The organism is uncultured Sphingorhabdus sp., from assembly GCF_937872355.1.
In the GTDB taxonomy this organism is placed as follows: domain Bacteria; phylum Pseudomonadota; class Alphaproteobacteria; order Sphingomonadales; family Sphingomonadaceae; genus Sphingorhabdus_B.
The window spans coordinates 20,714-31,659 of sequence record NZ_CALMSV010000225.1 but is presented as its reverse complement, the minus strand read 5'-3'; the positions used below and the strand labels follow the sequence as shown (position 1 = coordinate 31,659).

Below are 10,946 nucleotides of genomic sequence, written 5' to 3'. Positions count from 1 at the left end.
CGACCAGTCGCTGATGCTCACCTCGATCCTGATGTTTATCGGCGGGGGCAGCGCGGGGACGGCGGGCGGCGTGAAGGTGGCGACGGTGGTCGTCATCCTGCTGATCATCTGGTCCGAAATCCGCGGCAAGCCCGATGTCGAGGCATTCGGCCGTCGGATAAGCGAGCATAATCAGCGCCGCGCCATTTCGGTGGTCGCGCTCGCCACGGTGCTTGTGCTGGGGCTCGGCTATCTGCTCGTCGCGCTCTCGCCGCAGATCGCCCCACGCGATGCGATGTTTGAGGCGGTTTCTGCCTTTGCCACCGTCGGCCTTTCCACCGGCGTCACCGCGCAGTTCACCGATGCAGGCAAATATTTGCTCATCTTCCTGATGTTCGTCGGGCGTGTCGGCCCGATTACCTTGTTCGCGGCGCTTGCCTCGCGCGGCAAACCCGTATTTTACCATTACCCCAAAGAGGAGGTTCTCATTGGCTAGGAAAGCGAAAAACGCGGAGAAGAAAAGCGTCGCGGTCATCGGCCTCGGCCGCTTTGGCGAAGCGGTTGCCCTGCGCCTCGTCGCGCTGGGGCATGAAGTGATCGGCATCGATGGCAATGCCGATATCGTCCAGAAACTCGCCGACGACCTGCCGCATGTGGTGCAGGCGGATTCGACCGAGGCAGAGGCGCTGCGCGCGCTGGGCGTGAACGAGGTTGACTATGCCGTGGTCGCTATCGGCGCGAGCCTGGAAGGCAGCGTGCTCTCCGTCCTCGCGCTGCAGGAACTGGGCGTCAAGGATATCTGGGCCAAAGCCTCCACCCGCCAACACGGCCTGATCCTGACGCGGCTGGGCGTATCGAAGGTGGTGTTCCCCGAGGCCGATATGGGCCACGCACTGGCGGAGCAGCTTTGCGGGGCTTGAGGTGGAGGGAACGTCTGCTAGGTTCTAATTTCGTACTATGCTGATTGGCTAGAAACGCTGTTAGTTAGCTGGATTGTGTTTCTCAACGAAACTGATCGTGGATTGAAGCATTTTTAATCGTGTATCGCCTCGGGATAACCAATGATCCTCTCCAGCTAACGTAACTAACTCATATGGTCTGCCAGCATCTTTCAAAGCATCAGCCATTACTAAACTCTGGCGGAATGGCACAACTACATCGTCCTTGCCGTGCAACAACAGAATCGGAGCATCCGCTTGTGTGGCAAACCGACGAGGTGAGACGTCCTTAAGTTCCCGTCCCGACCCGATTTCGGCCTTCAAATTGCGCTTCAACGTTGCGTCGTTACCGCTTTCATAGATATCGGTACTAACCATCATTGCAAGATCCGACACGCCCGCTACCGAAACTGCACAGCGGTAAAGTCCCTGTTGTATCGTTACACCAGCAAGTGCAGCGTAGCCGCCATAGCTTGCACCTACAATGCAGGCTCGTTTGGCATCGACGATGCCTTGTGAGGCGAGGTGCATCAATCCGTCTGATATGTCGGTCTGCATTTTTCTCCCCCATTCGCCATGCCCGGCCTTCATGAACGTCGCGTCACGGTTCGTCGAACCTCGGAAATTTGGCTGGAAGACAGCATATCCACGCGCAGCAAAAGCCTGAGCCCACCAGTCAAAGCTTTCGCTATCGTGCGAGGTAGGCCCGCCATGCGGAAGCATGATCACAGGCAGGTTCTTGGGCTCTCTTCCGGGGGGAAGCGTGAGTATTCCATCCATTTCCAATCCGTCGGCTGCGATGTAGCTAACCGTGCTGATTTGACCGACTTCTGCAGGCTCGATTGTTGGCCGCTCGTAACCCAGCGGGCTAGCCGCCAATTTCTCCAGATCAACGGTCCACCAGGTACCTGAATCGCCATTTCCGTTGGTATTTAATACGATCTTGCCAAATCCCGAGCTCCAGTCGACAATTGAGCGATTTAGTTTTGGAAATGCACGAGCGATTTTACCGATTTTCTTTTCGAGAGCAGGGTCAAAGAAGCGAGGTTTCGGCTGCGCGCCTGATTCCAAATAACCTAACAAGACGCCTGTTCGTGGATCGATGAAGAAACGATCTATTTTGACATCTACAAACAATTCGGTGGCTTTGCCGCCAGATAACGGAGCTTCGAAGTAGCGAATTATTCCCGTATCGGGTTCTTCGTCATAGTAAATGATGTTAGAGCCGTTATTGCTGAAGGCTAGTAGTCCAACTCCCCCAAACGGATTGGACCCCGATGCAATTTCCTTGTCGTCTGCGTTCAATATTCGCCATTCGCCGCTGCCGTCGCGTCGCGTTATTGTTGCAGCGACTTGGCCGGCAGCATCAATTTTCCATGTCCGCCACTCGCCTTCATTGGCGCGGCCAGCGATCTGTTTTGTTTTCATGTCAGATAGGTCAACTCGGTATAGGGCCGGTGGACCGCCTTCATAAACATATTTCCCGATATTTGTTCCAGTTCCGTGCTTTACCATCGGGACACCACCGAAAAAACCGTAAGCCCGCCCGCCGATGTTTCGGATGCCGTGCCAGCCAAATGTGGCATTTGTGATGGCTTTGTCGTTCGCGAAAACAATAGACGGCTGCCCGCCAGCCATCGACATTACAATTGTTCGATAGAATTCTGCTTTATCAGCTGTAAATCCGTAAAGTTTTTCGGTTTGTGAGTAGTCAATCAAGAGGAATTCGTCAGATGCCCATTCGATGTCGCGGACTTTTACATCACCTAGCTTAAAGGAACTCAACGGCTTACTATCCTCGAAAACCAGAAGTGTCCGTTCGGCTCGAAGAGTTGCTATCATAGCAACACGATGACCAGATGGGGAGATCGCAGCTTCCTCAAACGCGGGGAGTTTGCCATAGTCGTCAATCGAAGGGGGTGGGGCTGACGCAAATCCTGGAACTACAGGAGCGGTCGAAGCCAAGAATACTGTCAATAGTGTGGAGAAAACCGCCGAACCGCGCATAATAAATACCTACTTCAGTGCAACACCTTTATGAATTAAGTAAGCCAATGGCGCTTACTAGTAAAGGACGCAACAAAAAAGCCGCCCGGCGCGTGGCGGGGCGGCTCTTTGTTGGTTGCGGCGAAAGAAGCTATCAGGCTTCGTCTTCGCCTGCTTCGGCCGAAAGACCTTCGGCGGCCTTGGCGGCAGCCTGTTCTTCTTTCAGCTTTTCGATGCGGGCTGCTTCGGCAGCATCGGCTTCGTCAGCGGCAGCTTCGCGGGCTTCGGCCATTTCGATGGCCTGGGCTGCGAGTTCAGCTTGTTCGTCTTCGAACATCTGGTCGATGACGTTGACGCCGTCCTTCTGCAGTTCGGCTTCATCGTCCGAACGTGCGACGTTGACGGTGACGGTCACCGAAACTTCGGGGTGCAGAACGACTTTGACGTCGAACACGCCGAGGGTCTTGATCGGGCGTTCGAGAACGATCATCGCCTTCGAAACCTTGGCGTCTTGCGCGTTCAGGCCGTCGACAATGTCCTTCACCGAAACCGAACCGTACAGCTGGCCGGTGTTCGAAGCAGCGCGGATCAGAACGATCTGCTTGCCTTCGACATTCGACGCGTGCTTTTCGGCATCGCCGCGACGGTTGGCATTGTCTGCCTCGATCTTGGCGCGGTTAGCTTCAAAAACCTTGCGGTTGGCTTCGTTGGCACGAAGCGCCTTCTTGTTGGGAAGCAGGAAGTTGCGGGCGTACCCGTCCTTCACGGTGACGACGTCGCCGATGTGGCCCAGCTTTTCAACGCGTTCAAGCAGGATGATTTCCATGGGGTCTTCTCCTTACTTCACGACATAGGGCATGAGGCCGAGGTGGCGCGCACGCTTGATGGCTTGGCTGAGTTCGCGCTGCTTCTTTGCCGAAACGGCGGTGATGCGCGAGGGGACGATCTTGCCACGTTCAGAGACATAGCCCTGAAGCAGACGGGTATCTTTATAGTCGATGCGCGGAGCATCCTTGCCCGAAAAGGGGCAGGACTTGCGGCGACGGAAAAACGGACGTGCCATGGATTAGATCTCCTCTTGAGCACGGGGAGCGCGGGCTTCGCGATCACCACGGTCGGGGCGGGGGCCACGGTCAGGACGGTCGCCAAAGCCACTGCGTTCACCACGGTCGCTGCGTTCCTGCTTGCGCATCATCACCGACGGGCCTTTTTCATGCTCGTCCACGCGGACGGTCATGTAACGGATCACATCTTCGTTCATGCGGGTCTGGCGTTCCAGTTCGGCGATGGCATCGCCCGAAGCGTCAAGGTCGAGCATCACGAAATGCGCCTTGCGGTTCTTCTGGATTTTGTAGGCAAGGCTGCGAAGGCCCCAGGTTTCGGTCTTTACGACTTTGCCCTGATTCTCTTCGACGATCTTGGTGGCATTTTCAGCCAGCGCATCTACCTGTGCCTGTGACAGGTCCTGACGCGCCAAAAAAACATGCTCGTACAACGGCATGGGCGTCTTCCTTCTCTTACCGATCGCTGACGTCGCCCCATGCGAACGCCCCTCCGGCTTTCTTCATTTCGGCCGGGCAATCCCGAGCGAAGGCGCGCCACTACGCCGGATGGCACGGAAATGCAAGGGGTTTGGCGGATTATTGCGGGGTTTTGTTCTCGATCCGGTCGAGCGTTGGCAGCGCCGTAACCCCACCGCGCGACAGGAACGCGATGAAAGCTTCCAGATCGGTCGGGCCGACGGCCGGATTGGCGCCTTCCTTGAATAGCGAAAAGCCGTCGCCGCCATTGGAGAGGAAATCACTGACGGCAACACGATATGTCTGGTTCTCGCCAAGCGGTGTGCCGTTTAGCGTCGCAAAGACTATGCGTTGGCCGATGGGGCGCGACAGATCAAAGCCGAAGCGGAAGCCGCTCGATGGAGACAGGATGCGATACCAATCCGGATTGTTCAGCTGTTGCTCCAATATTCCGATAATCTGCTTTCCGGTCAGCGTCTTGGTGATCAGCGTGTTGCCGAAGGGTTGCGCCGCGAAAACCGAACCGAAAGTCACCTTGCTATCGGTGCCGGGGAAGATATCCGCACGAATTCCGTCCGGGTTCATAAAGGCAATCTGCGCGCCGCCATTTTCGGCATCCGCAGTTGCCGCGAGTTGGGCGTCGGCAATCAAATTGCCCAAAATGCTTTCGCCTGTATTACCGCGATCACGCGTCGCAGCGCCCGCCAGCGTTCCAACCACGCGATTGGCCTCTGTCTTCGCGGCCTCCCGATACCGGCTGGCCAGCGCTGCCAGATCAGCTCGCGGCGCAAAGACAGGGAAGCCTTCAACAATCGGGACTTCGCCGCGCGCATTGGAAAAAGCTTCGCTCTGCACCACTATATTGCGCGCGGTTTTGGAGAGGACTTTGCCGTTTCGCGCGTCGACCTTCAGATCAATGCCGGTCACGACCTGCCCGCGCAAACCCGCGCTGGTGAGCAAGAACGGGCGGGTCGGGTTTATATTGGCATATTCGCAGACGTAGCTCTGATGCGTATGGCCGGACACAACCAGATCGACGGCCGGGTCCAGCCGGTCGAGAATAGGAAACAGCGTGCCCGATACACCATCGCATCGGGGATTGTTGATATCGCCGCTGTTGTTTGCGCCTTCATGCACCAGTACAACAATTACATCCGCACCCGCCGCCTTCAGTTTCGGGATCAGGGCATTGGCGGTGTCTGCCTCATCGGCAAAGCTGATGCCTTTGATACGGCCGGCGGAAACCAGATTGGCGGTGCCTTCCAGCGTCATGCCGATGAAACCCACAGTAACCTGCGTCTTGCCCTTGCCGAAATTCTTGAGCGCAAAAGGCGGGAACAGGGTGCTGCCATCGGCCTTCTTCGTGTTCGCTGCCAGCATCCGGAATTTCGCTCCGGGAAAGGGTTTGTCGATGCGGCACGGCTCGGATTGCGTGAACTTTTCGCAGCCCCCGCTCTGCATACGCAGCAGTTCTTCAGTGCCGCGGTCGAATTCATGATTGCCAACGGCGTTAAACTCCAGCCCCACCATGCCCATTGCGATGATCGATGGTTCGTCAAGGAACAGCGACGAAGAGAGTGGCGAGGCACCGATCAAATCGCCTGCAGCAACCACGACATTGTTCGGCGCATCCGCCTTCAGCGAGTCGATGGCCGATGCCAGATAAGCGACGCCGCCCGATGGGATGCGTATCTTTTCGCCTGCAGCGTTCAATGTCTCGGTGACGGCGCGCGGCGGATCGAGATGGCCATGGAAGTCGTTAATGCCAATGATGCGAATGTCGATCGGCGCGACCGCTTCGTTCGCCATACGCGTGCTGGCGCAACCGGGCAAAGTGAGGACGGTGAAAGCAAGGAGCAGTTTCTTCATCGTCGACCCATGGCAAACTGCCATGACGGGTTCAAGTCAAACACTGGCTTTCACAAGGCGCGCGAGCAGATCGGCCGCAAAGCCACTCAGCGTATCGTCGCGGGCGCCCATGATAACGATGCGGTCGCCCGGTTGAGCCAGTTCGACTATGCGATTGCCGCAATCCTCGCGGCTCGGGATATATTCGGCCTGCTTGCCCGCTGCGACCACCGCATCGGTGATCGACTGGCTGCCCAGCGATTTGTCGACTGTGCCGCCGAAATAGACCGGATCGCACAGAATCAGATAGTCGTCGCGATTGAGATGTGTCGCAAAAACTCTGGCCAATTCACTACCCATAACGCGGATCGGGCCATAGCCGTGCGGCTGGAAAAATGCGATGATGCGCCCCGGAAAGGCCTTCAGCGTCGCGAGCGTCGCCGCTGTCTTGTCCGGATTATGTCCGAAATCGTCGATGACGGTGATGCCGCCTGCAATTCCGACAATGTCAAAGCGGCGCGCGAGGCCTGCGAAACGCTCGACGCCATGGACCGCCTGCGCCACCGGCACATCAAGCGCGAGCGCGGCTGCGATAGCGGCTAGGGCATTGGCGATATTGTGGCGTCCTGGAACTTGCAATGTCACGGGCCAACTCTGGCCATTGGCTTTCAATGTAAAACGGCTGCCCAGAGGCATTTCGATGACATCGACGGCACGCACATCTGCCCGGTCGGTAAAGCCAAAGCTGATTGCGTCTTTCAGGCCCATCGGAGCCAGCAATGCCACCGTTTCAATATCGTCAGCGTTCCAGATGGCGCGCTTTGCGTTTCGCGCGAAATTACCGAACAACTGTCGCAATTCATCGAGAGACTTGTGGTCGAGACTGATATTGTTGAGCACAGCGACTTCCGGGCGGAACAATGCAATCGAACCGTCGCTTTCGTCGACCTCGGACACGAAAACTCCGCCATGGCCCACACGGGCACTGGCGAAAGGCGTGCCTTCAGAGACGAAATTCTTCATCCCCCCGCCATTCATGATGGTCGGGTCGAGCCCTGCATCGGTCAATATCCAGCCGATCATGCCAGTTACCGTCGACTTCCCACTGGTGCCGCCAACCGCGACCGATCGAGGCGCAGCGTTGAAGAGTTCAGCCAGCAGTTCGGCGCGTGTCATGCGTTCGCAGCCCAGCTCTTTCGCTTTGGCGACATCGGGCACGCTGTCTTCAACCGCGGCGGAGGCGATAAGAATCTGGTTGCCATTGGTCAGGCCGGATCCGTCTTGCGGGAAAATATCGATGCCCAGGCTTTTCAGCCACTCGAATTTCGGCGCCAATCGCCCTTGGTCAAGCGCGCGGTCAGAGCCTGCAACGGTAGCTCCGCCATCGCGGACGATATTGGCCAGCGGCAGCATGCCCGAACCACCAATGCCGCAAAAGAAATAGGATTTGTTTTTGTCCATCGCGCTCCGCTATTGCGCGGGGGCAATTTTGGCAATCGCTTATCGGGGGAGGAACTATGAGGATAGCAATTTGCGCACCTTCAACGCCCTTCACACGCGAGGATGCCGTTCGGGTTACGGCGCTGGCGGCAGAAAGCCATCCCGAAGTCGAACTGGTCTTTGATGACCAATGCTTCTTCGAACAGGGCCATTTTGCAGGTAATGATGCGCAAAGGCTTGAGGCATTTGTACGCCTGGCCAACGACCCTGCATTTGATGCCATCTGGTTCGTGCGCGGTGGCTACGGCGCTTGCCGGATTGCCGAAGATGCAGTGAAACAGCTCAAGGCTCCGGCCCGAGCGAAAAGCTATCTTGGCTACAGCGATCAGGGCAACTTACTCGCGGCACTTTATAAGGCAGGCATAGGCTGGCCGGTTCACGGCCCTATGCCGACTGATATTCGTCGCGAAGGTGGCGAGGAGGCGGTCAAGCGTTCATTGGACTGGTTGGTAAAAGGCGATTCCAAGTCTCTCGAATCAAACATAATTGCAGGCCATAAATATGCGGCTTTCAACCTGTTGACGCTTGCCATGCTGGTCGGCACGCCGTTGATGCCCGATCTTAGGGGGCATGTGTTGATGATCGAGGAAGTCAGTGAATATCTCTACGCCTTTGACCGTGCTTTTTTCCATGTTGGCGAGCATTTGAAGGGAGTCGGCCTTGCAGGCTTGCGCCTCGGCCGCGTCAGCGATGTACCGGAAAATGACCGCCCCTTTGGCGAGACGGCCGAAGAAATTGCGCAGCGCTGGTGCAAGCGTTTCGGTATCTCTTATCTTGGAGAAGCAGATATCGGGCACGATAGTGCCAATAAGGTCGTGCCGTTCGGCGCAATCGGCTAGGCTGGATTTCGCAGGTCCACTTGCAGCAAGTCATCGATGAATAAGCTGACCAATTCGGCCTGTGTGCCGACGCCTGACTTGGCGTAAACATGGCTCAGTTGGGCACGCACCGTACCGGGTGCTGCACCGCGCAATAGGGCGATCTCGCCTGCATCACAGCCCTTGATAGCGAAGAGAGCCACTTCTGCCTCGGCGTCGGTCAGATTCCAGTCGCGGAAGCGCAACTGGATATGCTCGGTCAGTGAACCGGAAGCGATCGCCAGCACCCTTTCGCGTTCCTGCGCTTCGGCGAGCAGGCGGCGCGCCATCCATGCGCCGATGCCGACCCCAGCGAGCAGGGCAAAGGCGATCAGCGCCTCGACCAAAATGTGAAAATCCATTTCGCCAGCGGCCAAATCGCCGATGGCGTCAGCGATGAAAAAAATCGCAGCTATCGCCTGAATACCGACAATTACCGCAACAAGACCGGCCCTTGCGGTGCCGGTCGTTGCTGATATGTCGACTTTTCGCGTCATGGCATCCTTCGGTTCATAAAGGGAATCATCGCTCCCACCGTTCCACGACCATGCCGCATTGTTTCGAACAGGACACCCAATATGTGCAACGCGATCAGCACATAGAGCAGGTTGACGGCAACTTCATGGACTTCTTCAAGAACCTCTTCACCGCCTTCGCCCCCATCTTCTGCTTCCTCCCGTCCTTCTTCCTCGCCTTCCTCGTCGCTTTCGGACGTGGTGCTAAACTCTGTCGCTTCTACTACTTCACCCACCTCACGCACATTCGGATTGGCAGGCGGTGGGCCTGACATCGCAATCCCGCTGGCAACAATGACAGCAAGGCAACCCCATAACGCGTAGACCATCAACGTCCCGATTGGGTTATGCGAACTGAAATGCTGAACTTCGCCTTTGCGGGCAGCTGCCACATAGCGCAGGGCTTTGAGTGGATTGGGCGGAAAGGCCGAAAAGCGCGCATTGCGCGTGCCAACCAGGCTCCACAGCCAGCGTAGTAGGAGAAGGCCAGCCAACGCATAGCCAACCCAGACATGCCATCCCGATCCTTCTTCGGTGAAGATTGCATTGGCAATGACGGCGGACGCGACACCCCAGTGGGTAAGCTTAACAATCGGGTCCCAGCTTTTTGAAAGGACGGAATTGGACATGATCTGCTCCGCTTTTTGCGATAATTACGTGCCGCAAGTGGCGCGAATGGTCGCTGCCGTCCATCCGACAGCCGCTTATGCTGCCTGTATACGCAATTGCTTAGGCTTCAGAACGACACTCGCTGGCTGGTCTTTTTTGTTCACAACAATCAGCTCCTGACGCGCACTCCTGCTTGCATGATGGGCTTTCCCGCCATAGGCGGCTGGGAACGACATTATGCACAAGGGGGCGAACATGCGGGCATTCATCTTTCCGGGGCAAGGCAGCCAGGCTGTCGGCATGGGCAAGGCGCTGGCCGAGGCAAGTGCGGTTGCGCGCGAAGTATTTCAGGAAGTCGACGATGCGCTTGGACAAAGCCTGTTCAAGCTGATGTGCGAAGGCCCCGAAGGCGACCTGACGCTTACCGAAAATGCCCAACCCGCGATCATGGCCAATGCCATTGCGACATTGCGCGTGCTGGAAAAGGAAGGCGGCGTGAAGCTGTCTGAAAAGGCCGATTTTGTCGCCGGCCATAGCCTTGGCGAATATACCGCCTTATGTGCTGCGGGGGCATTCGATCTCGCTACCACGGCAAAGCTTCTCAAGTTGCGTGGGCAGGCGATGCAGGCCGCGGTTCCTGTCGGTGTCGGTGCCATGGCCGCTTTGCTCGGTGCCGATATCGAAAAGGCGGAGGCCTTGGCGGCGGCGGCGGCTCAGGGCGAAACCTGCACTGTTGCCAACGACAATGATCCGACACAGGTTGTTATTTCAGGCCACAAGGGTGCCATCGATCGCGCGATTGAACTGGTAAAGGATCATGGCATTAAGCGCGGCATCCTGCTGCCCGTTTCGGCACCCTTCCACTGCCCGCTGATGCAGCCCGCAGCTGACCGCATGGCCGACGCGCTGGGTCAGACCGCGATCAACGCGCCTTATGTTCCCGTCTTCGCAAATGTTCTTGCGGCACCTGTTTCAGAGCCTGATCAAATTCGCAGCCTGTTGGTCGAACAGGTTACCGGCCGCGTGCGCTGGCGTGAGTCGGCGATTGCCATGCGCGATGCCGGCGCGACGCATTTCTATGAATTTGGCGGCAAAGTGCTGTCGCCGATGGTGAAGCGCAGCGCAGGCGACGAAGTTGCAACCGCCAGCATCATTTCGATGGACGACATCGAAGCCGTTTTGAAGGAGCTTTGA

At 57.1% G+C, this 10,946-nt stretch carries 12 protein-coding genes; 4 read left to right on the top strand and 8 right to left on the bottom strand.

The window, feature by feature from the left end; genetic code table 11:
- Together Q0239_RS14905 and Q0239_RS14900 are read left to right on the top strand one after the other, a co-directional pair.
- Window positions 1-475 (top strand): potassium transporter TrkG (locus Q0239_RS14905; protein WP_298604271.1); only part of this gene is annotated, 475 nt, incomplete at its 5' end.
- Window positions 468-899, top strand: a complete 432-nt coding sequence (locus Q0239_RS14900) for a TrkA family potassium uptake protein (RefSeq protein WP_298604269.1) — start codon at window positions 468-470, stop codon at window positions 897-899. The genes Q0239_RS14905 and Q0239_RS14900, both read left to right, overlap by 8 nt.
- Before the next feature lie 60 nt (window positions 900-959).
- Here Q0239_RS14900 and Q0239_RS14895 read toward each other — a convergent pair whose 3' ends face one another.
- The 6 genes from Q0239_RS14895 to murC form a co-directional block, all read right to left on the bottom strand.
- The gene (locus Q0239_RS14895; RefSeq protein WP_298604266.1) at window positions 960-2,702 is read right to left on the bottom strand and encodes a S9 family peptidase; all 1,743 of its coding nucleotides are present in this window, start codon (window positions 2,700-2,702) and stop codon (window positions 960-962) included.
- Window positions 2,703-3,057: 355 nt separating this feature from the next.
- Window positions 3,058-3,729, bottom strand: a complete 672-nt coding sequence (rplI, locus tag Q0239_RS14890; RefSeq protein ID WP_298604264.1) for a 50S ribosomal protein L9 — start codon at window positions 3,727-3,729, stop codon at window positions 3,058-3,060.
- 12 nt (window positions 3,730-3,741) lie between these two features.
- Window positions 3,742-3,966, bottom strand: a complete 225-nt coding sequence (gene rpsR / locus Q0239_RS14885; protein ID WP_298604263.1) for a 30S ribosomal protein S18 — start codon at window positions 3,964-3,966, stop codon at window positions 3,742-3,744.
- Between the two features lie 3 nt (window positions 3,967-3,969).
- The gene (gene rpsF / locus Q0239_RS14880; protein ID WP_298604261.1) at window positions 3,970-4,404 is read right to left on the bottom strand and encodes a 30S ribosomal protein S6; all 435 of its coding nucleotides are present in this window, start codon (window positions 4,402-4,404) and stop codon (window positions 3,970-3,972) included.
- Window positions 4,405-4,543: 139 nt separating this feature from the next.
- Window positions 4,544-6,292: a bifunctional metallophosphatase/5'-nucleotidase gene (locus Q0239_RS14875; RefSeq protein WP_298604259.1), complete on the bottom strand. Its 1,749-nt coding sequence runs from the start codon at window positions 6,290-6,292 to the stop codon at window positions 4,544-4,546.
- Window positions 6,293-6,328: 36 nt separating this feature from the next.
- On the bottom strand, window positions 6,329-7,732 hold the full coding sequence (gene murC, locus Q0239_RS14870; protein ID WP_298604257.1) for a Mur ligase family protein: 1,404 nt from the start codon (window positions 7,730-7,732) through the stop codon (window positions 6,329-6,331).
- A gap of 56 nt (window positions 7,733-7,788) precedes the next feature.
- On the opposite strand from murC, the gene Q0239_RS14865 reads away from it, so the two are divergent.
- Window positions 7,789-8,610 (top strand): LD-carboxypeptidase, encoded by an 822-nt coding sequence (locus Q0239_RS14865; protein WP_298604255.1) that lies wholly within the window; start codon window positions 7,789-7,791, stop codon window positions 8,608-8,610.
- Here the strand turns inward: Q0239_RS14865 and Q0239_RS14860 are convergent.
- Window positions 8,607-9,125, bottom strand: coding sequence for a hypothetical protein (locus tag Q0239_RS14860; RefSeq protein ID WP_298604253.1), 519 nt, complete (start codon window positions 9,123-9,125; stop codon window positions 8,607-8,609). The genes Q0239_RS14865 and Q0239_RS14860 overlap by 4 nt on opposite strands.
- Window positions 9,122-9,772, bottom strand: a complete 651-nt coding sequence (locus Q0239_RS14855) for a cytochrome b/b6 domain-containing protein (protein WP_298604251.1) — start codon at window positions 9,770-9,772, stop codon at window positions 9,122-9,124. Before Q0239_RS14855 ends, Q0239_RS14860 begins: the two co-directional genes overlap by 4 nt.
- A 235-nt stretch (window positions 9,773-10,007) precedes the next feature.
- On the opposite strand from Q0239_RS14855, the gene fabD reads away from it, so the two are divergent.
- Window positions 10,008-10,946, top strand: coding sequence for an ACP S-malonyltransferase (gene fabD / locus Q0239_RS14850; protein ID WP_298604249.1), 939 nt, complete (start codon window positions 10,008-10,010; stop codon window positions 10,944-10,946).